Source organism: Micromonospora sp. NPDC003816 (assembly GCF_042874705.1).
Classification (GTDB): domain Bacteria; phylum Actinomycetota; class Actinomycetes; order Mycobacteriales; family Micromonosporaceae; genus Micromonospora.
On sequence record NZ_JBIANP010000005.1, the window covers coordinates 90,627 to 109,645 of the forward strand.

General features: G+C 72.2%; 20 protein-coding genes. 8 read left to right on the forward strand and 12 right to left on the reverse strand.

Going from position 1 to position 19,019, the window contains the following annotated elements; all coding sequences use genetic code 11:
- Positions 1 to 71 precede the first annotated feature (71 nt).
- The 7 genes from ACFYTT_RS18385 to ACFYTT_RS18415 form a co-directional block, all read right to left on the reverse strand.
- Complete coding sequence (locus tag ACFYTT_RS18385; protein ID WP_176094616.1) at positions 72 to 677, reverse strand: ATP/GTP-binding protein; 606 nt, start codon at positions 675 to 677, stop codon at positions 72 to 74.
- Positions 658 to 1,044, reverse strand: a complete 387-nt coding sequence (locus ACFYTT_RS18390) for a DUF742 domain-containing protein (RefSeq protein ID WP_131054129.1) — start codon at positions 1,042 to 1,044, stop codon at positions 658 to 660. The genes ACFYTT_RS18385 and ACFYTT_RS18390 overlap by 20 nt, the downstream gene beginning before the upstream one ends.
- Before the next feature lie 5 nt (positions 1,045 to 1,049).
- Positions 1,050 to 1,511, reverse strand: a complete 462-nt coding sequence (locus tag ACFYTT_RS18395; RefSeq protein WP_201272410.1) for a roadblock/LC7 domain-containing protein — start codon at positions 1,509 to 1,511, stop codon at positions 1,050 to 1,052.
- 47 nt (positions 1,512 to 1,558) lie between these two features.
- Positions 1,559 to 4,090 carry a nitrate- and nitrite sensing domain-containing protein gene (locus ACFYTT_RS18400; protein WP_357217468.1) on the reverse strand — a complete coding sequence of 844 codons (2,532 nt, stop codon included), beginning with the start codon at positions 4,088 to 4,090 and terminating at the stop codon, positions 1,559 to 1,561.
- A 95-nt stretch (positions 4,091 to 4,185) separates the two neighbouring features.
- On the reverse strand, positions 4,186 to 5,811 hold the full coding sequence (locus ACFYTT_RS18405) for a prenyltransferase/squalene oxidase repeat-containing protein (RefSeq protein WP_387260580.1): 1,626 nt from the start codon (positions 5,809 to 5,811) through the stop codon (positions 4,186 to 4,188).
- Positions 5,808 to 6,710, reverse strand: coding sequence for a terpene synthase family protein (locus ACFYTT_RS18410; protein ID WP_387260584.1), 903 nt, complete (start codon positions 6,708 to 6,710; stop codon positions 5,808 to 5,810). Before ACFYTT_RS18410 ends, ACFYTT_RS18405 begins: the two co-directional genes overlap by 4 nt.
- Entirely contained in the window at positions 6,707 to 8,044 is a 1,338-nt protein-coding gene (locus ACFYTT_RS18415; protein WP_387260999.1) for a cytochrome P450, read from the reverse strand. The genes ACFYTT_RS18410 and ACFYTT_RS18415 overlap by 4 nt, the downstream gene beginning before the upstream one ends.
- A 530-nt stretch (positions 8,045 to 8,574) precedes the next feature.
- On the opposite strand from ACFYTT_RS18415, the gene ACFYTT_RS18420 reads away from it, so the two are divergent.
- Positions 8,575 to 8,823, forward strand: a complete 249-nt coding sequence (locus ACFYTT_RS18420; protein ID WP_131054876.1) for a DUF2630 family protein — start codon at positions 8,575 to 8,577, stop codon at positions 8,821 to 8,823.
- A gap of 82 nt (positions 8,824 to 8,905) precedes the next feature.
- Here the strand turns inward: ACFYTT_RS18420 and ACFYTT_RS18425 are convergent, their stop codons facing one another.
- Together ACFYTT_RS18425 and ACFYTT_RS18430 are read right to left on the reverse strand one after the other, a co-directional pair.
- On the reverse strand, positions 8,906 to 9,832 hold the full coding sequence (locus ACFYTT_RS18425; protein ID WP_176094618.1) for a serine protein kinase RIO: 927 nt from the start codon (positions 9,830 to 9,832) through the stop codon (positions 8,906 to 8,908).
- A 158-nt stretch (positions 9,833 to 9,990) separates the two neighbouring features.
- Positions 9,991 to 10,665 carry an HAD family hydrolase gene (locus ACFYTT_RS18430; RefSeq protein ID WP_131054878.1) on the reverse strand — a complete coding sequence of 225 codons (675 nt, stop codon included), beginning with the start codon at positions 10,663 to 10,665 and terminating at the stop codon, positions 9,991 to 9,993.
- Positions 10,666 to 10,812: 147 nt separating this feature from the next.
- Between ACFYTT_RS18430 and ACFYTT_RS18435 the strand changes: the two genes are divergently transcribed.
- The 6 genes from ACFYTT_RS18435 to mug all read left to right on the forward strand — a co-directional run bounded on the left by ACFYTT_RS18435 (position 10,813) and on the right by mug (position 15,317).
- The gene (locus ACFYTT_RS18435) at positions 10,813 to 11,385 is read left to right on the forward strand and encodes a TetR/AcrR family transcriptional regulator (protein WP_131054879.1); all 573 of its coding nucleotides are present in this window, start codon (positions 10,813 to 10,815) and stop codon (positions 11,383 to 11,385) included.
- A gap of 102 nt (positions 11,386 to 11,487) precedes the next feature.
- On the forward strand, positions 11,488 to 12,411 hold the full coding sequence (locus ACFYTT_RS18440; protein WP_387260589.1) for a TIGR04222 domain-containing membrane protein: 924 nt from the start codon (positions 11,488 to 11,490) through the stop codon (positions 12,409 to 12,411).
- Entirely contained in the window at positions 12,408 to 13,223 is an 816-nt protein-coding gene (locus ACFYTT_RS18445; RefSeq protein WP_387260592.1) for a DUF692 domain-containing protein, read from the forward strand. Before ACFYTT_RS18440 ends, ACFYTT_RS18445 begins: the two co-directional genes overlap by 4 nt.
- Positions 13,220 to 13,687 (forward strand): hypothetical protein, encoded by a 468-nt coding sequence (locus tag ACFYTT_RS18450; protein ID WP_387260595.1) that lies wholly within the window; start codon positions 13,220 to 13,222, stop codon positions 13,685 to 13,687. The genes ACFYTT_RS18445 and ACFYTT_RS18450 overlap by 4 nt, the downstream gene beginning before the upstream one ends.
- 119 nt (positions 13,688 to 13,806) lie before the next feature.
- Positions 13,807 to 14,568 (forward strand): SDR family oxidoreductase, encoded by a 762-nt coding sequence (locus tag ACFYTT_RS18455; RefSeq protein WP_387260597.1) that lies wholly within the window; start codon positions 13,807 to 13,809, stop codon positions 14,566 to 14,568.
- A 224-nt stretch (positions 14,569 to 14,792) separates the two neighbouring features.
- Positions 14,793 to 15,317, forward strand: a complete 525-nt coding sequence (gene mug / locus ACFYTT_RS18460) for a G/U mismatch-specific DNA glycosylase (RefSeq protein WP_387261002.1) — start codon at positions 14,793 to 14,795, stop codon at positions 15,315 to 15,317.
- 6 nt (positions 15,318 to 15,323) lie between these two features.
- Here the strand turns inward: mug and ACFYTT_RS18465 are convergent, their stop codons facing one another.
- The 3 genes from ACFYTT_RS18465 to ACFYTT_RS18475 form a co-directional block, all read right to left on the reverse strand.
- Positions 15,324 to 17,300, reverse strand: a complete 1,977-nt coding sequence (locus tag ACFYTT_RS18465) for an ABC transporter ATP-binding protein (protein WP_176095928.1) — start codon at positions 17,298 to 17,300, stop codon at positions 15,324 to 15,326.
- 111 nt (positions 17,301 to 17,411) lie between these two features.
- Complete coding sequence (locus tag ACFYTT_RS18470; RefSeq protein ID WP_387260601.1) at positions 17,412 to 18,179, reverse strand: enoyl-CoA hydratase/isomerase family protein; 768 nt, start codon at positions 18,177 to 18,179, stop codon at positions 17,412 to 17,414.
- 46 nt (positions 18,180 to 18,225) lie between these two features.
- Positions 18,226 to 18,453, reverse strand: a complete 228-nt coding sequence (locus ACFYTT_RS18475; protein WP_007072022.1) for a helix-turn-helix domain-containing protein — start codon at positions 18,451 to 18,453, stop codon at positions 18,226 to 18,228.
- A 345-nt stretch (positions 18,454 to 18,798) separates the two neighbouring features.
- Here ACFYTT_RS18475 and ACFYTT_RS18480 point away from each other — a divergent pair, with 345 nt between their 5' ends.
- Positions 18,799 to 18,966 carry a hypothetical protein gene (locus ACFYTT_RS18480; RefSeq protein WP_387260604.1) on the forward strand — a complete coding sequence of 56 codons (168 nt, stop codon included), beginning with the start codon at positions 18,799 to 18,801 and terminating at the stop codon, positions 18,964 to 18,966.
- The last annotated feature ends 53 nt before the right edge of the window (positions 18,967 to 19,019 follow it).

Sequence of the window (19,019 nt, forward strand, 5' to 3'; positions counted from 1 at the left end):
ACGTCGAAGGGCTCCCTCCCCGTCGGGGAGGGAGCCCTTCGTTTGTCCGACCGAGGGCGCTGGGCCCGCCGTCACCCGACGGCGCGACCACGGGCCTCCCGGATCTTCATCGCGTGCTCCACCACGGTGATCAGCACCTCCTTGACCGACTCCCGGTTGCGGGCGTCGCAGAGCAGCACCGGCACCTCGGGATCGAGGTTCAGCGCGGCCTGCACCTCGTCGAGGCGGTACGAGCGCGACCCCTCGAAGCAGTTCACCGCGACCAGGAACGGCGTACCCCGCCCCTCGAAGTAGTCGATGGAGGGGAAGCAGTCGGCCAGCCGGCGGGTGTCCGCCAGCACCACCGCGCCGATGGCACCGAGCGCCAGTTCGTCCCAGACGAACCAGAACCGGTCCTGACCCGGTGTGCCGAACAGGTACAGCACCAGGTCCTCGCTGACCGTGATCCGGCCGAAGTCCATCGCCACCGTGGTGGTCTGCTTCGCCTCGACGCCGGAGAGGTCGTCGATGCCGACCCCCGTCTCGGTCAGGACCTCCTCGGTCCGCAGCGGGCGCGTCTCGCTGACCGCCCCGACCAGCGTGGTCTTGCCGACCCCGAAGCCGCCGGCGACCAGGATCTTGATCGCTGTGGGCAGGGCGACCGCTCCCGGCGGCCGCTCAGAGTGCCCGTAGTCCATTGATAACCGCCTCGAAAATGCTGTGATCGGGTATGCCGACGGTGGTGTGCGGCTCGCGAATCCGCACCAGGCTGCGCGCCACCAGATCGCCGAGCAGGACCCGCACGGTGCCCACCGGCAGGTCCAGGTGTGCCGCGATCTCGGCCACGGACTGAATCCGCTGACACAGGCCGACGATCGCCAGGTGTTCCGGGCCGAGCCCGATCTCCGGGGAGACGTCCGTGCGGGTCGCCGTCACCAGGGAGATCAGGTCGAACGTGCCGGTGACCGGACGGGCCCGGCCGCCGGTCACCGCGTACGGACGGACAACCGGACCGGCGTGGTCGTCCACCCACTGGTGGTCCGCGGACTCTCCCTGCACCGTCATCCGGGTTACTTCTCCCCGCCGGTCTGTTCGACGGACCGCGACGGCGACGCGACGTACTTGCCGACCCTGGTGACCAGCATCGCCATCTCGTAGGCGATCAGACCCACGTCGGCGTCCTCGGTGGCCAGCACCGCGAGACAGGCGTTGCGGCCGGCGGCTGTGACGAACAGGAAGGACGACTGCATCTCGATGATTGTCTGCTGGACCTGCCCGCCACCGAACCGCTTGCCCGCGCCGCGGGCCAGGCTCTGGATGCCGGCCGCCATCGCCGCCAGGTGCTCGCCGTCGTCGCGGCTGAGCCCCTGCGACGAGGCCATCAGCAGACCGTCGGCGGACAGCGCCACCGCATGTTCGGCCTGCTTGACCCGGCCGACGAGGTCGTCCAGCAACCACGTCAGGTCGGCACTCGAAGCCGTCTTCTGCGCCACTTCGTCGTCCTCTTCTCCCCGGCTCTTCGCCGTGCTCATCTGGGCCTGATCAGCGCTGACCTGGTATGACGGGCCAGCGACACGGATCAGGTCGCCTGTTGGTCGGCGCCGTCGGACCCGTCCTCGGCACGCCGGCCCCCATCGAGCAACCTAGCGGCGTCGGAGCGTCCGCGCCGGGTGCCCGTCTGGTACGAACTCATCATGCGGCGAACCTGTTCTGGTTCGCGGATCACGTCCTCGCCGGCGTCGGCCGCCCCGGGCTCGTCGCGCAGCGCCGGGGCGAGACTGGCCTGCCGTACCCGGACCGGCAGGCCCGACTCGGTACGCCCCAGGTCGGACTCGGCCGTCGTCGACGTACCCGGCTCGGGCGGGGTCGCCGCCGTCTCGGGCGGGCCCGCCGGCGTACCGGGCGCGACCGCGCCGTCGGCCGGCGGGTGTGGCGGCCGGGCCGGGCTCTCACCCGGTGCCGAGGTCACCGGCACCTCGATCGGGATGGTCGGTCCGTCCAGGGCGGACTGACCGGGCCGGCGGCGGGACCTGGTCGGCAGGCCCGTGCTCTCCTCGGCGGGCTCCGCCGAGGACGACGCGAGCGGTTCGGCCGCCCGGGTCTCCGTCCGGGGTGCGGTGGGTGCCGCCACCGCCACCGGTGCGGGTGACCGCTCGTCCGGGGTGGGGGCCGCGTCGGCGGGCAGTTCCGGGGTCTTGCTCCGGGTGGTCGACTGCGACACCGCCGGCTGTGCGCCGTCCACGATGATCAGGTCACCCGGGATCAGCACCACGGCGGTCGTCCCGCCGTACGGCGACTCCTTGAGGTGTACCCGCACCCCGTGCCGATCGGTCAGCCGGCTCACCACGTAGAGGCCCAGCCGGGACGCGTCGGCGAGGTTGAGCTCGGAGCGGTCCACGATGCGGTGGTTGGCGGCGGCCAGGTCCTCCTCGGTCATGCCGAGTCCTCGGTCCTCGATCTCGAGGGCGAACCCGTTGCCGACCAGCTGCCCGCGCACCTCCACCGTGGTGTGCGGTGGCGAGAACGACAGCCCGTTCTCGATCAGCTCGGCGAGCAGGTGGATGACGTCACCGACGGCCCGCCCGGCCAGCGACACCCCGCTGATCGGAAGCACCTGGACGCGGGTGTAGTCCTCGACCTCACCGACCGCGCCACGGACCACGTCGACCATCGGCACGCTGCGGCGCCAGGCCCGGCCGGGCGTGGAACCGGAGAGCACGATCAGGTTCTCCGCGTTACGCCGCATCCGGGTGGCCAGGTGGTCGACGCGGAACAGGTCCTCCAGTTCCTCCGCGTCCTGCTCCCGGCGCTCCATCGAGTCCAGCAGGGTGAGCTGCCGGTGCACCAGGGCCTGGGTACGCCGGGCCAGGCTCAGGAAGACGTCGCGTACCGCGCGGCGCAGTTCCGCCTGCTCCACCGCGGTCCGGATGGCCGTCTCCTGCACCACGGTGAACGCCTTGCCCACCTGGCCGATCTCGTCGTCACCGAACTGCAGCGGCGGCGCCTCCTTGGCCACGTCCACCTGCTCGCCCCGGCCGAGCCGATCCACCACATCGGGCAGTCGTTCGTTGGCGAGCTGGAACGCGGCGTCCCGCAGGCGTTGCAGTTGCTGCACCAGGGCACGCGCGGTGGTGACCGAGACGATCACCGAGGCGATGACGGCGAGCAGGCCGAGACCGGCGGCGAGCACCAACCGGATGATGACGCCGACGGCCACAGGGGTGGCCCGTTCGACCACGTCGTCACCACCGGCCAGCACGACGTCGCCGATCTCGATCAGCGCCGGCCCGGTGGCGTCGGTCCACCCCTCGACGCTGAACGGCAGCCGCGTGTTGTTGCCGGCCAGCATCACCTGGTTCTCCAGGTCGGCCAGCCGGCGGAAGTTGGGCCCGGAGGACATCTGCTGGTAACGGGCCTGATCCGCCTGCGGCAGCCGGACGACCGCCTGCTCGGCGACGAAGTGGCGGGCACCGACGATCCGGGTGAACTCCGCGCGCTCGCTCACGGTGATCCGGCCGGCGGCCAGCACCCCGGCGAGCAGGGCGTCCTCCTGGGACAGCAGTTCCCGGGCCCGGTTGAGCTGAATGAGTTGGGTGGTGTCCTCGGCGACCTGGTCGTCGTCGAGGTTGCCCAACTCGTCGTAGACCTGATAGATCGACTCGATCACCCGGGTGAACGCACCGCCGGCCTCGCTGCGGCCGATGTTGCGGTCGTCCACGGCGGCCCGGGTGTCCGACAGCGCGGCGATCCTACGGTTCAGGTCACTGATCCGTTGCTGCAGGGCGTCGCTGCCGAGCAGGCCGACCTGCCAGTGCCCGGCCGACTCCTCGAACTCGGCGGCCAGTTCGTCGGTACGCTGACGCACCTGCACGAGTTCGCCGCGCCTGCGGTCCTCGGGCCGCCCGAGGTAGGCCAGCGAGGTCCGGCGTTCCAACTGCAACTGCAACAGCAGCGGCTCGGTGGGGTCGAACACCCGGACGTCGAGGGCCTGCACGCCGACGAGGTTGACACCCTCCCGGATGGTCACCCAGGCGGTGAAGCTCCAGAGTGCCACCAGCGAGGCCAACAGGGCCACGACCTTGGTACGCAGATTCGAACTGCGGGAACCCATTACACCGTCCCTGGCCCGGAGCGAGTTGATCGGTCAGTCAGGCGGGCGACACACGCACCGACCCCGGCGCACGCTAACAGCGTCACCGTTGCAACTCAAGCGCTCGTGATCATGCCCTGGTGGGGGGCCGCGGGGCCCTTACCGCCACGGCGTGCCGCGCCCTCGGTGAGCGCCAGACGCCGCGCCGCGAGGACCGCCGCGCGCACCACGAGGAGCGGCGTGTAGAGGTCCTTGTCATGCCACAGTGGAGGGTCGGTGGTGACGCCGACCTGCAGGTGTGGCAGCGCCAGACCGGCCGCCGCCACCGCCTCGGGCCGCCGCCGACCGCCTGCGCCGAGCAGCACGTGCACCGCGTACGCCGTCTCCTCCGTGGTGGTCGACCATCGCCCCCAGCCCCCGTCGTCGCGCTGGGTGGCGAGCACCCACCCGACGGCCCGGTCGACGGCTTCCGCGGCGACCTCCGGCGGTGCGTGCCCGGCCAGCGCCAGGGCGGCGCAGGAGGTGGCGTAGTAGGGCGAGGCGTGCCAGCGGTCCGTCCAGTGACCGTCCGACTGCTGCACCTCGCGCAACCAGCCACCGAGGGCCGCGACCCGGGCGCCGTACCGGTTCGCTCCCTCACGGGTGTGCCGGGCGTGCCAGCCCAGCGCCTCCAGCACGTGCGCGTTCGTGGTGACCGAGTCGCCGTCCTCCCCGCGCCAGGTGCAGAAGTGGCTGCCGAGGTCGTAGCGGAACAGACTCGCCGGGTCGACCGGCCGGCCCAGCCGGGCCAGGGCGTACAGAGTGGCCGAGGTGGTGTCCGCGTCGGCCGGTAGCCCCGGTCCGGTCGCCGCACCGTCCGGGCCGAGCGCGGCGACCAGTCCGGCCACCAGCGCGGGCGACGGTCGGACCGGCACGCCCGCCCGGATGAGCGTGCCGAGCGTCCAGGACCGTTCGAACACGGTGATCGGGGTGCAACACGGCACCGGGCCCTCGTACCGGGCCACCACCTCGTCCAGGTACGCCCGCGCGGCCCGGTCCGGCGTTCGCCGATGGTTGAGCCACCGGGCCGTGGCGGCGGGCGAGGCGCCCACCGCACCGTCGACGGGACCTACCTCGTCCCGGGTGGCGGCGTTCGGTCCGAGCACCTCGTAGGCGTGCCAGAGCTTGCGCGGCATCGGACGGTCGGTGGCGAGCAGCGCGGAGACCGCGTCGAGGCGCCGCCGGTCCACCCGGGGCAGCGGATGGGTGGCGAGCAGTGTCGGGGTGTCCCGGTCGCGGAGCCGGGCCAGGTGCGTGTCGATGCGACCGGTCAACGCCGGCACGATCAGATCGGCCGCCGGGGTGTCCGGCAACGGCGCGCCGGCCCCCAGCCCCCGGGCCAGCGCGGTCAGCCCTCGAGCGGCGGCGGCCTCCAGAGTGGACCGTGGTGGGCCGGTGAGGTCGGCCGGCTCGTCCCGGCCGAGGACGGTGACCATGGCCTCCACCGCGCTCGCCGTCGGCACCAGGCCGTACCCACCGGGCAGACCCCAGGCGCCGTCCGGTCCCTGCTCGCCGAGCAGGTAGGTCAGTCGCCGGCCATGACCGCCGAGCCACGGCGCGTCGGCGACCAGGCGACCCGTCTCGTAGACCGAGGCGCTCACCCGCCCGGCCGGTTCCCGCTCAAGGTCCACGACCAGGTCGGCGGCGGCGTCGGCGACGGTCTGCGCCGTCTCGGGCAACGCGGTCACGCCGGCGGCCGTCACGGCGTACCCCAGAAGTCGGTGGACCGGTAGAAGCCGCTGCTGAAGCCGATCTGCCGGGACAGGTAGTCGGCCGCCACCGGGCAGTCGACGCGCAGCGCCGCGAGCTGGTCCCGGGCCTCGGCGACCAACTCGGCGATCCGCTTCTCCACCTCGGCGCGGGACACCAGCAGCAGTGCGTTGAGGTCCCCCCAACGCAGGTCGCGTTCGTAGCTGCCGAGGTCGTTGACCAGGCGCAGGATCCGCTGCACCTGGTCGCTCGCGGCGAGCAGCGCGTCCAGGTGCGCCAGGGTCGCTGGGTCGTCGGCGTGGATCCAGTGCACGACGTTGACCACGGTGCAGGCCAGGTTGGCGGCGTTGTCCAGGTACTCCGCGAACCCGGGCAGTGTGTCCGGCGTCTGCTTCCAGTCCCACTCCCGGGCCATCGCGGCGAGCACCTTGCGGGTCTCCTCCCGCCAGCGCTCGCGGTGCGGCGCGAAGGCCGGCACGGCGGCGAGTTCGTCGCGCAACTCGGCGAGGAAGGCACCGAGTTGGTCGCCCTCCTCCGGCGTACCGCCGTCGACAACCGCCAGGCAGCGGGCGGTCAGCCGGTCGATCTCGTCGCGCGAGTGGGCCTCGTGGTCGACGAGCCAGTCGATGGCGAAGCCCCACAGCACCGCCCGGTTGGTGACCCGGAGCCGGTCGAGGTCGCACCACGGCGCGCCGAAGGCAATCGCCATGGCCACGGTGCCGAACAGGGTGGCGTCGAAGGGCCGGGGCGGGAACAGTTCGGGGTACGCGGCGGCGACCGCCGCCAGGTCACGCTGGCCCTTCGCAGCGAGGGCACAGATCCGGCCCTGTTCTGCGGCGTCGGTCATCTGGTCCCCGGGGCCGCCCGGCGACACCTCGGTCCGGTAGCTCATGCCGCGACACCCTGTACGGGGCGCAGGACCACCTCGACCGGCTCCAGGGGACGCAACGCGGCGGCCACCTTGATGCCGGGTACGGCCGGCCGGCACAGCCGGAACCGGAACCGGCTCAGCAGGCTGGCCACGATCAGCATCGCCTCCAGATAGAACAGGTGCATGCCCAGGCACTGGTGGGGGCCACCACCGAACGGGAAGTGCGTGTACCGGTGCCGCTGCTGGGCCTGCTCCGGCCGGAACCGGTCCGGGTCGAAGACCTCGGGTCGCTCCCAGAACATCGACATGCGGTGGGTGATCAGCGGGCTGACCACCACAGTGGAACCGGCCGGGATCCGGACCCCACCGATGACGTCTTCCTCGACCGCGTTGCGGGGGAAGAGCCAGCCGATCGGATAGAGCCGGAGCAACTCGTCCAGCACCTGCCGGGTGTACCGCAGGTCGCGCAGGTGCTCCTGGCGTACCGGCTGGCCGCCGACCACCTCGTCGATCTCGGCGTAGAGCCGGGCAGCGATCTCGGGGTTGCGCTCGATGTGCGGCCACAGCCAGGTCAGCACACTGATCGTGGTCTCGGTGGTGGTGGCCACCATCGCCACCGTGTCGTTGCGGACCTGCTGCTCGTCGAGTCGGCCACCGCCCTCGGTGCGGCCCCGCCACAACGTGCTGATGATGTCGTCGGCGTCGTCGGCGGTCTCGTGGCGGGCGGCCCGCACGGTCGGCAACAGCAGGTCGTCGATGAGTTGCACGGCCCGACGGAACGTCCGGTCACCCGGCATGGGCGCGGCGAGCGGCGCCCAGGGCATCAGGATCCTCGGCATCACCGACCGGGCGATGTCGTCCTGTGCCTGCATGATCCGCATCGCATCGGGCACCGAGATCCGGTCGGCGAAGAAGACCCGCATGATCGCGGAGCAGACGATTCGGGCCTGTACGGTGCCCATGTTCACGGGTCGACCGGTGCGTGCCGGCTCCGCCAGTTCGTCGACAGCCTCCTCGATCGCCACGGCGAGACGGTCGACCATCGCGTCGATGCGACGGGCGGTGAACAGCGGCTGGAGGATCTGTCGGCTGTCGGCCCAGTACTCGCCGTCGCTGAGGATGCCCTCGCCGAAGAGGCGTTTCAGCGGGCGCCACTGCAGACCGTCGCCGGCGCGCACGTAGTTGTCGGACCGTTCGCGCAGGACCCGTTGCAGGTGCTCAGGATGGGTGACCAGGTACGGGCGCAGCGAACCGAGATTGAGCCGGACCACCTCACCTGCCGAGCGTTCGCCGAACTCGACGAGGGCGCTCGCCGGATCACGCAGCAGACTAGGTAACGTGTGCCGCAAGGGAATCGATGCCGGTCTCCGGGTTCGGGCGCAGTTCACGTCGTCGGCTCCCAGTTGCACGGGCCCCGGGGGTGAGGGGCGTTACTCTTCGAAATGCCACGATTGCGATGAGCATGACATTGCCGTAGCGCTCCGTACTAGTCACGCAACGAGAAATCTTCATGGCCGGCATTCCCGCCGTCCACAAAGAAGATCGCGGCCGGGCACATCGTGGTCCGGCCCGACCACAGCCGGCCCGGTCCGCGACGGGTCGGCGTCCGACGTCGACTGACGGCACATCGTCCCTGCCCACAAGGGGTTCTGCCGACCGGGCGAGGCAGCCGACAGACCTACCGGCTCATCCCACGCGTCGGCGGGCCGCCGGTCTGCCAGGTGATCTTTGTCATGACGGCCTGACCTCGTGAGAAAGCCGAGCGCGACCGTCCGGTGACCGGGCGACGCGTCGCCGGCGGGCGCGACGATCGGCCGCACCGCACCGACGGACTCCGCCCGGAGAATGCGGGCACGACCCGTCTCGCTGTGCCAGGCTCAGGGGCATGGACGACACGACGATCCTGAGCCGGATCTCCGATCTGGTCGACGAGGAACACCGGCTGCGCGCCGAGGCGCAGGCCCACGAGGCGGGCACCGACGACGATGCCCGTACCCGGCTGCGTGAGCTGGAGGAGTCCCTCGACCAGTGCTGGGACCTGCTCCGCCGTCGGCGCGCCGCGCGGCAGGCACACGGCGACCCCGACGCCCAGGGCGCACGCCCGGTGCCCGAGGTCGAGCGGTACCTCCAGTAGGGCACCTGTCGGGCTCCGGGTGGCGGCGGGACCGCCACCCGGAGTCCGTCGTCCGTCCCGGCCGACGGCCGGGTTCGGACCGTCAACGCAGGCCGGCCTCGCGGGCCAGCATGTCGGTCAGGGCGTCCGGTTCCGAGGGCAGGCCACGGGCGGTGAACCAGGTGGCGACGACCCGGACGTCCCGGGCCAGGAAGTCCCGCCCCTGCGGGTTGGCCACCACGTCGACCACCTGCGGCAGGTCGATCAGGACCAGCCGCCCCTCGTGCACCAACAGGTTGTACGGCGACAGGTCGCCGTGGGCGTACCCGGCGCGGGCCAGCACCACCAGGGCGTCGACGAGTTGCTCCCACAGCCTGCGCAGCTCACCCGACTCGGGACGCAGCTCGGCCAGCCGGGGCGCGGCCTGCCCCTGGTCGGGGTCACCGAGGAACTCCAGCATCAGCTCGGTGCCGCGCAACTGCACCGGGTACGGCACGGCGACGGTGCCGTACCGTTCGCCGATCTCCCAGAGCCGGGCCAGGGCGGCGAACTCGGCGGCCGCCCACTGCCCGGCGATCATCTGCCGGCCGAACGCGGTCCGCCCGGTCATCGCCCGCATCTCCCGGGAACGGCGGACCCGACGGCCTTCGAGGTATCCGGCGTCGCGGTGGAAGAGCCGGTGCCGGGGATCGCGGTAGCGCTTCGCGGCCAGCAGGCAGGACCGGCCGGTCTCCGGCACGGCCCGGCGGACCAGGTGGACGTCGGCCTCCTTGCCGGTCTTGAGCACCCCGAGTTCGGTGTCCTTCGCGGCCAGGTCGGTGACCAGCCACGCCGGGTGGGGTTGCGGACCGTGGAGCGCGTCGTCCCAGGAGGACCAGACCTCGCCGGTCACCGGGTCGGGCCCGTCGTCCGGGTCGGTCGGGGCGGGGCCGGACGGCCGCCCCCGCTTCAGGAAGTGTGGTTCGTCGTCGTCGAAGCGGCGTTTGCCGCGGGCTCGATGCTCCGGCACCGAGAAGTCGTGATCGCGCACTGCGCTGGTCGTCCCTTGTTCGAGGCGGATGGAGGCAGGAGTTGACCTGCGAAGACGGCCATGACCGACCTCCTCTCCTCGACCGGACCCAGGCCCGGCAGCACGATGCGCGGACCATGTTGGTCGCGTCGGCGCGGCGCGGCAACCGGTTTTCCGCGTCAGGCGCGGGTACGCCCCGCAGCGCCACCCGTGGCACCCATGATCGCGGCGATGGCGGCGATCACGGTGTCGACGGTGACCGTCGGGGCGAACCGGGCGTCCGTCCACGGCCGGCCCCGATGCAGCCAGATGCTGGGCAGGCCGACCGCGGTGGCGCCACCGATGTCGGCCTCCGGGCCGTCGCCGATCACCCAGGCTCCGCGCAGCGGCATCCGGGCCCGCTGCGCGGCCAGCGCGAAGATCCGCGGGTTGGGCTTGCTGACCCCGGCCTCCTCGGAGATCACCCAGTCGGCCACGTACCGGTCCAGGCCGGTCCGCCGGATCTTGGTGTCCTGCTGGCGGACCGCACCGTTGGTGACCACCACCGGCATCCAGCCGGCGTCGTCGGCGATCCGCAGCGCGCAGGCGACCAGTGGATCGAGCCGGGTGAACTCCACGACGCCGTCGTGCAACTCCTCGACCAGGTCGATGGAGGGGATCCGCAGCCGGTAGCGGTCCCGGATGGCGTCCGCGACGTCCCACCGGTCGGTCAACCCGTCGGCGTCTATCGACAAGAGCCACTCGATGTCATGCGCGGGCGCGCCGATGCCGTCGAGGAAGCGCTCTGCCCAGGTACGGAACGGCCCGGCTCGATCGAGCAGGGTGTTGTCCAGATCCAGCAGGAGCAGCGGCACTCGGGCACCTTACGGGAATTCGGTACCCGCCCGACAGGGCCGGAGGTTACGCGGTGATGTCGTACCGGCACTGGCCCCGACCGGAACCACATATCCAAGCCGTACGTACGGTTTGCGTTACCCCGGGTGAGCTGACACGATCGAGACGTGCCCAGAGTAAGTCAGGACCAGCTCGACGCTCGCCGACACGAGATCCTCACCGCCGCGCGTGCCTGCTTCGCCCGGCACGGCTACGAGGGCGCCACCGTGCGCCGGCTCGAAGAGGCGACCGGGCTGTCCCGAGGGGCCATCTTCCACCACTTCCGGGACAAGGACTCGCTCTTCCTGGCCGTCGCCGAGGACGACGCGGCGGTGATGGTGGAGACGGTCGCCCGCAACGGTCTGGTCCAGGTCATGCGGGACCTGCTCGCCCGCGCGGTCTCCCCGGACACCACCGGATGGCTCGGCAGTCAACTGGAGGTCTCCCGACGCCTGCGCACCGATCCGGCCTTCGCCAGACGGTGGGCCGAGCGGTCGGCGGCCATCGCCGAGGCCACCCGCGACCGCCTGTCCCGGCAACGCGAGGCCGGGGTGCTGCGCGAGGACGTACCCATCGACGTGCTGGCCCGCTTCCTCGAACTCGCCTACGACGGCCTGGTCCTGCACCTGGCCATGGGGCGACCCGCCGGTGACCTCGGGCCCGTCCTGGACCTGGTCGAGGAAGCCGTGCGCCGCCCCTGAACGATCGGTAACGGCCTGGTAACCCCACCGCCCCGGCCTCGGCACGGTGGCAGCCGCGCTCCACAATGAGTACGCGTCCCCTTCGCGCGACAGGAGCAGGCCATGAAGGATCCCGTGGCGGACTTCCACACCTGGGGCATTCCCAGCCGTACCTTCCTGTTTCTCTACCTGGCGGCGGCGCTCGTCCTCGTCGTCGGCACCCTGATCCAACGCCGGGCGCTGCTGTCCGGCCGCTCCGCGCCCCCCGCCGCCCAGCTCGGCCCGCAGCAGGTCGCCTACCTCAACGGCGGCGAGAACCTGGCGGTCTGGACCGCCATCGGCGCTCTGCGCGGCCAGGGTGTCATCGGGGTGGACCAGCACCACCGGCTGACCGTCGACGCCCCCCTTCCGCCCGGCGCGACCCCGCTCGACCGCGCCGTCCACCACGCCGCCAGCCAGCGCTGCCCCGCCCGCCAGGTCATCACGACCGAGTGTGTGAGCCGGGCGCTCACCGAACTCCGGGAGGGGCTGGACCGGCACGGGTTGCTGGTCACCCCGGAGCAGCGGGCGGCCCTACGGATCGGCCCGCTGCTGATGGCCGTGCTGGCGGCGGTCGGGATCGCGCGCATCTTCGCCGGCGTGGCCAACGGGCGGCCCGTCTGGTATCTCGTGGCCGTCGTACTCGGGCTCCTGGTGGTGACCACGCTGCTGTTCGCCCTGGTGCCCCGACGGACCCGGGCCGCCGACGCGGCGCTGAGGCTCCTCCGCATGCGCAACCACCACCTGGCGCCCCACAGCAACCCGTCGTACGCCACCTACGGCGCTGCCGGCACCGCCATGGCGGTGGCCCTCTACGGCAGCGCCACGATCTGGGCCATGGACCCCACCTTCGCCCAGCAGGCCGAACTCCAGCGCCAGGCGGCCACCAGCACCGGCGGCACCACCGCCTGTGGCGGCGGCAGCACCGCAGGCGCCAGCGACAGTGGCGGTGGCTGCGGTGGTGGAGGCGGCGGCGGATGTGGCGGCGGCGGTGGGTGCGGCGGATGACCGGCCCGTACGGGGTCGGCATCGGCTGGCGACCGGAGATCGCCGGATTCGTCGCGGAGCTGCCCGGCCTGCGCTTCGTCGAGGTGGTCGCGGAGGGCGTGTCCCCCACCGACCCACCGGACGGGCTGGTCGAGCTGCGACGGCGCGGCGTGACCGTGGTGCCGCACGGGGTACGGCTCTCCCTCGGCGGCACCGATCCGGTCGAGCCGGCCCGGGTCGGCCACCTGGCGGCGGTCGCCGAACTGCTGGCGGCACCCCTGGTCAGCGAGCACATCGCCTTCGTCCGGGCCGGTGGGCTGGAGGCCGGACACCTGCTGCCGCTGCCCCGTACCCGCGAGGCGGTCGACGTGGTCTGTGCCAACGTCGCCCGGGCCCGGGCCGACCTGCCGGTGCCGATCGCGCTGGAGCCGATCGCCGCGCTGTTCGACTGGCCGGACGACGAACTCGACGAGGCCACCTTCCTCACCGAGATCCTGGACCGCACCGACGCCCTGCTGCTGCTCGACATCGCCAACGTGCACGCCAACGCCCGTAACCGGGGCACCGACCCGCTCGCCCTGCTGGACCGACTGCCGTTGGGCCGCGTCGCGTACGTACACGTCGCCGGCGGCGCCGACCACGGCGGCTTCTACCACGACACCCACACCGACCCGGTCAGCCAGGACGTCCTCGACCTGCTCGCCGAGCTGTGCGCGCGACACCGGCCACCGGCGGTCATGCTGGAACGCGACGGGCACTACCCGCCCGCCGCCGACCTGCGCGCCGAGTTGGACGCCATCGCCACCGCCAGCGGCTTGCCGGTGGTGACGTGAGCACCGACGCCCCCGAGCCACCCGCGCCGGGTGGCACGCTGGCCGAGCGGCAGGCACGACTGGTGGCCGCGCTGGTGGCCGGTGGCGCACCGCCACCGGGGTTCGCGCCCGCACCGCTGGCCGCCGCCCGCGCGGCGTTGCTCCGCAAGCGGGCCGGCGAGGTCGCCCGACACTGGCCGCTGCTCACCGCCGCACTCGGCCCACACTGGCCGTCGGCCTTCCTCACCTGGGCCGCCGACCGGCCCACCGGCGGCGGCCTGCGCGACGGCTGGGATCTGGCCCGCGCGCTCCGCGACCGCGCCGAACTGCCGCCGCTGGGCGCCGAGGAACTCGCCGTGCGCGAAGTCAGCCTGCGCTACGACGGCCGCCGGGCGCCACGCCCCCGCCGGTCCCCCGCGCTCGCCTACGTCGACGGCGCCGTAGCGATCCAACTCGCCGGCCGCACACACCTCCTGCGGAGGTAAGGAAGGGCACCTTGTTAACGCCTGCGGTAGAGCAGGGGTCCCCTCCTAACATCAGCGGTCGGCCGAGCGGACGGACCCGGGGATGCCGGACCCGCACCGGCTGCGGCAGGATCGGTGGCATGGATCTAGGACTCACCGACCGGGTGTACGTGCTCACCGGCGCCTCGCGCGGCCTCGGTCACGCCACGGCGCGGTGCCTGGTCGCCGACGGCGCCCGAGTCGTGCTCTCGGCCCGGAACGCCGACACCGTGGCCGCCGCCACAGCCGATCTCGGCGGCCCGGAGCACGCCGTCGGCATCACCGCCGACCTCACCGACCCGGACACGCCCGAACGGCTGGTGCACGCCGCCCACGAGCACTTCGGCCGACTCGACGGCGCGCTGGTCTCGGTGGGCGGACCGACCCCCGGCAGCGCCGCCTCGGTCGACGACGAGCAGTGGCGACGTGCCTTCGAGACCATCTTCCTGGGCAGCGTACGGACGGTGCGGACAGTGGCCGGGGCGCTGCCCGACGGAGGCGCCATCGCGCTGGTGCTGTCCACCTCGGTACGAGGACCGGTCACCGGGCTGGGCATCTCCAACGGGCTGCGCCCCGGCCTGGCCGGGGTGGCCAAGGACGTCGCCGACGAGTACGGCCCCCGGGGCGTACGGGTGGTCGGGCTGCTGCCGGGGCGGATCATGACCGACCGCAACCGGGAGCTCTTCGCCGCCAGCGGCGACCCCGAACATGCCCGCGCCGAAGCCGAGGCCGGCATCCCGCTGCGCCGCATCGGTGACCCCGACGAGTTCGGGAAGGTGGCCGCGTTCGTGCTCTCCCCGGCCGCGAGCTACCTGACCGGGGTCACCATCCCGGTCGACGGCGGCGCGCTACGCGGCCTGTGACCAGGCAACCGAAGGGCGGCGCTGACCGTCCGGCGACCAGGCGACCGGAAGGCAGCCCCGCCCGTCCGGAGACCGGGCGACCGGAAGGCGGCGCTGCGCGGCCGGTGAACGGGCAAGCAGAGGGCGGCCCGGCGCGAAGCGTCCGTGGCGCGGCGGTGCCGGGTCCCGGACCCGCCGCGCGGACCGACAGCGTGGATCGGGGGTACCGGCCGACCCGGGAGGAGATGGCGGCGGCCGTGGACCGGCTGCTGCCGGACGTCGTCGCCCCCGGATTGGACGTCCTGTTCGTCGGGATCAACCCCGGGCTCTGGTCGGCCGCGACCGGATGGCACTTCGCCCGCCCCGGCAACCGGTTCTGGCCGGCACTGCACCGGGGCGGGTTCACCCCACGCCTGATGCACCCCAGCGAGCAGGACGAACTGCCCGGACTGGGACTGGGCATCACCAACGTGGTGGCCCGGGCCAGCGCCCGCGCCGACGAACTGTCCGCCGCCGAACAGGTCGACGGGGCACGGGAGCTGACCGGCAAGGTCGCCGCGTACCGGCCGCGCTGGGTGGCGGTCGTCGGGGTGACCGCGTACCGGATCGGGTTCGCGCGGCCGAAGGCCACCTTCGGCCGGCAGCCCGAGCCGCTGGGCGGCGCCCACCTCTGGGTCCTGCCGAACCCCAGCGGCCTGAACGCGCACTACACCCCGCAGACGCTGGGTGCCGCCTTCGCCGAACTGCGCGAGGCGACGACCCGGGAGTGACCGCCGTCAGTTGGCGGCGGCGGGCGGCATCGCCTCGTCGGCGAGGTACTCCCGCGACGGGATGATCACCGGCTCCACCATGGCCTGGTCGGTGTGCGGGGTCGGCGAGTCGGCCACCGCGAACTGGGTGCGGTACAGCTCGGCGTAGAGGCCACCGACGGCGACCAGTTCATCGTGCCGACCGCGCTCGACGATGCGCCCCTCGTCGAGGACGAGGATCTGGTCGGCGTCGCGGACCGTGGAGAGCCGGTGCGCGATCACCAAGGCGGTACGCCCGGTCAACGCCACCGACAGCGCCCGTTGCACCGCCGCCTCGCTCTCCGAGTCGAGGTGCGCGGTCGCCTCGTCGAGGATCACGATCGACGGTGCCTTGAGCAGCAGCCGGGCGATCGCGATGCGCTGCTTCTCACCGCCGGAGAAGCGGTAGCCGCGCTCGCCGACGGTGGTGTCGAGCCCGTCGGGCAGCGACCGGACCAGATCGGCGACCTGTGCACCGGCCAGTGCCGCCCAGAGTTGGTCGTCGGTGGCGTCCGGCTTGGCGTACCGCAGGTTCTCGGCGATCGTCTCGTGGAACAGGTGCGAATCCTGGGTGACCACACCGATCTCGTCCCGCAGCGATTCGAGGGTGGCGTCCCGGACGTCGACACCGCCGACCAGCACCTGACCGTCGGTGACGTCGTAGATGCGGGAGATCAGCATGGACAGCGTGGACTTGCCCGCGCCGGAGGGCCCGACCAGGGCGACCATCTGCCCGGGATCGACCCGGAAGGAGACGCCCTTGAGCACCGGCTCGTTGACCGTACGGTCCAGCGTGGCGACCTCCTCCAGCGACGCGAGGGAGATCTCGGCGGCGCTCGGGTAACGGAAGCGCACGTCGCGGAACTCGACCCGGCCCGCGTCCCGGGGCACCGGGACCGCGTCGGACCGCTCCTTGATCGCCGGATCGAGGTCGAGCACCTCGAAGACCCGGTCGAACGAGACCAGCGCGCTCATCACGTCGACCCGGACGTTGCTCAGCGCGGTGAGCGGACCGTAGAGCCGGGTGAGCAGCAACGCGAGCGTCACGACCGTGCCGGCGCTGACCTCGCCGGTGACCGCCAGCCAACCGCCGAGCCCGTAGGTGAGCGCCTGGGCCAGCGAGGCGACCAGCAGCATCGCCACGAAGAACGTCCGCGAGTACATCGCGGAGGTGATGCCGATGTCGCGGACCCGCTCGGCGCGAGCGGCGAACCGGCCGGCCTCGGCATCGGGGCGACCGAAGAGCTTCACCAGCAGGGCGCCCGCGACCCCGAACCGTTCCGTCATGGTCGCGTTCATCTTGGCGTCGAGGTTGTACGACTCGCGGGTGATCTCGGCCAGCCGCCGGCCGACCCGCCGGGCCGGGATGATGAACACCGGCAGCAGTACCAGCGACAGCGCGGTGATCTGCCAGGAGAGGGTGAGCATCACGGCGGCGGTGAGCAGCAGTTGGATCACGTTGCTGACCACGCCGGAGAGCGTCGAGGTGAAGGCCCGCTGGGCCCCCATCACGTCGTTGTTGAGCCGGCTGACCAGCGCACCGGTCTGGGTGCGGGTGAAGAACTGCAACGGCATCCGCTGCACGTGGTCGTAGACCCGGGTGCGCAGGTCGAGGATGATGCCCTCGCCGATGCGTGCCGAATACCACCGCTGGGCGAGGGAGAGCATCGCGTCGGCGACGGCCAGGCCGGCGATGAAGAACGCCAGCCGGATCACCAGTGCGCCGGCCTCGTCGCCGCCCCGGGTGATCGCGTCGATGACCTGGCCGGCGAGCAACGGGGTGGCCACCCCGATCACCGCCGCGACGACCACGGTCAGCAGGAACACGACGATGTCGCGACGGTACGGCCGGGCGAACGCCACGATCCGCCGGGCGACACCGCGCTGCAACCGGTGACTGGAGATCTCGTCACCGTTGCGCATCGACCGCAGCATGCTCCAACCGCCCATGCCGCCGGCGGCCATCGGGTTCGACACGCTCACCTCCGGGAAAGGGCCTCAGGATGCCGTCGGGTCAATTCTCCCGACAGCTACGACAACCTCGTGAGTAACCCGGATCTTCCCGAACGGTCCTTACTATTCTGCGTACCCGGCGAGATCGCGGATCCGCCGGGTCTGTGCTTCCCGCTCGGCCCGCTGCTGCTCGGCGTGGGTCCGCCCGGAGGCACCGGCGAGTAGTGCCTTGATCTCCACCACCGCGTCGCGCTGGTGGGCGACCAGCCCGGCGGTGAGGTCGCGCACCGCGTCGTCCAGCTCCGCGTTCGGCACCACCAGGGTGGCCAGGCCGAGCCGGTCCGCCTCGGCGGCGTCCATCCGCCGGGCGGTGGTGCAGATCTCCAGCGCACGGGCGTAGCCGACCAACTCGACCAGACGCTTCGTGCCGGCCAGGTCGGGCACCAGACCCAGCGTGACCTCGGCCATGGACAGCTTCGCGTCCTGCGCCAACACCCGCAGGTCGCAGGCGAGGGCGAGTTGGAACCCGGCGCCCATGGCATGCCCCTGCACGGCCGCGACGGAGATGATGTCCGGTCGGTGCAGCCAGGTGAAGCCGCCCTGCAGGGCGGCGATCCGGTCGGCGCACTCCGCTTCCGGCAGTGCGGCCAGCTCGGCGAACGAGCCCGGCCCGGTGGCGCTCACGACCGCCAGGTCGAGGCCGGCGGAGAACGCCCGCCCCTCACCCCGGACGACCACGACACGTACGTCACCGGGCAGGTCTCGGGAGAAATCACTCATCGCGCGCCACATCGACGGGGTCTGCGCGTTGAGCACCTCGGGCCGACACAGCGTGACCGTGGCGATCGGCCCGTCACACTCCAGCCGGACCCCGGTCGCCTCGGTGGTCACCGGGCGGCCCGGGTCACGGTGGTGGTGTACGACGCTGACGGGCGGGTCACGCCTTCTTGCGGCGCCGGGCGCCGCCGCGCTGCCGCAGCTGCACCCCGGACTCGGTGAGCACGCGGTGGATGAACCCGTAGGATCGGCCGGTCGAGGCCGCGAGAGCACGGATGCTCTCTCCTCCGGTGTACCGCTTGACGAGGTCCTTGGCGAGCGTCTGACGCTCGGCTCCGACGATCCGGCGACCCTTCTCAGTGCTGGTGGCTGTGCCAGTGGCTGCCATGCTGTGTCCTCACGTCCCAGACTGTGCGGTTCGGATACGGTCCCACCTATTAGACCGCCTCGAACGATCATGCGCCAGATATCAACTATTCGCCAACCGACACGCTATGCAATGTCAGCTTCCCGATAGGTGACGACATCCGGGACCCGACTGCGGAACACCGCGTCGGACCGGCCCGGAGCTGGCCCTCGACGAACCGCCGCCACCCACACGCACGGTGCCGCCGACACCACCGTCCGCCACCGATCCTCACCGCCGGTATAGATGGCGGCCACCGCCCGCCACCGGAGTCGCCCTCGGCCTCCGTGATGCTCCGGTCGGCCCGGTGCCCGTACGCTGCCGGCCATGCTCGACCTGCTCGGCACCGCGACCGTCGCCGGCGGCCACCCGAGGGTGACCCGGCTGGTCGAACGAAACGGCCACTGGCTGGTGCCGGCGATCTTCATCGGCGTCGGCGTGGTCATCCTGGCCAGCTCCGGCGTCGTCGGTCACCTGCTCGACCTCGCCCGCTGACGTCGGCGCGCGTGTTAGGAGGGGACCCTTCCTATACATCAGGCGTTAGTAGG

What these genes read in the sequence shown, in the direction of transcription:
- ACFYTT_RS18385 (WP_176094616.1), bottom strand. Translation starts at nt 677, where the DNA reads ATGGACTACGGGCACTCTGAGCGGCCGCCGGGAGCGGTCGCCCTGCCC.
- ACFYTT_RS18390 (WP_131054129.1), bottom strand. Translation starts at nt 1,044, where the DNA reads ATGACGGTGCAGGGAGAGTCCGCGGACCACCAGTGGGTGGACGACCAC.
- ACFYTT_RS18395 (WP_201272410.1), bottom strand. Translation starts at nt 1,511, where the DNA reads ATGAGCACGGCGAAGAGCCGGGGAGAAGAGGACGACGAAGTGGCGCAG.
- ACFYTT_RS18400 (WP_357217468.1), bottom strand. Translation starts at nt 4,090, where the DNA reads ATGGGTTCCCGCAGTTCGAATCTGCGTACCAAGGTCGTGGCCCTGTTG.
- ACFYTT_RS18410 (WP_387260584.1), bottom strand. Translation starts at nt 6,710, where the DNA reads ATGAGCTACCGGACCGAGGTGTCGCCGGGCGGCCCCGGGGACCAGATG.
- ACFYTT_RS18420 (WP_131054876.1), top strand. Translation starts at nt 8,575, where the DNA reads ATGGACGACACGACGATCCTGAGCCGGATCTCCGATCTGGTCGACGAG.
- ACFYTT_RS18440 (WP_387260589.1), top strand. Translation starts at nt 11,488, where the DNA reads ATGAAGGATCCCGTGGCGGACTTCCACACCTGGGGCATTCCCAGCCGT.
- ACFYTT_RS18445 (WP_387260592.1), top strand. Translation starts at nt 12,408, where the DNA reads ATGACCGGCCCGTACGGGGTCGGCATCGGCTGGCGACCGGAGATCGCC.
- ACFYTT_RS18455 (WP_387260597.1), top strand. Translation starts at nt 13,807, where the DNA reads ATGGATCTAGGACTCACCGACCGGGTGTACGTGCTCACCGGCGCCTCG.
- mug (WP_387261002.1), top strand. Translation starts at nt 14,793, where the DNA reads ATGGCGGCGGCCGTGGACCGGCTGCTGCCGGACGTCGTCGCCCCCGGA.
- ACFYTT_RS18465 (WP_176095928.1), bottom strand. Translation starts at nt 17,300, where the DNA reads ATGGCCGCCGGCGGCATGGGCGGTTGGAGCATGCTGCGGTCGATGCGC.
- ACFYTT_RS18475 (WP_007072022.1), bottom strand. Translation starts at nt 18,453, where the DNA reads ATGGCAGCCACTGGCACAGCCACCAGCACTGAGAAGGGTCGCCGGATC.
- ACFYTT_RS18480 (WP_387260604.1), top strand. Translation starts at nt 18,799, where the DNA reads ATGCTCGACCTGCTCGGCACCGCGACCGTCGCCGGCGGCCACCCGAGG.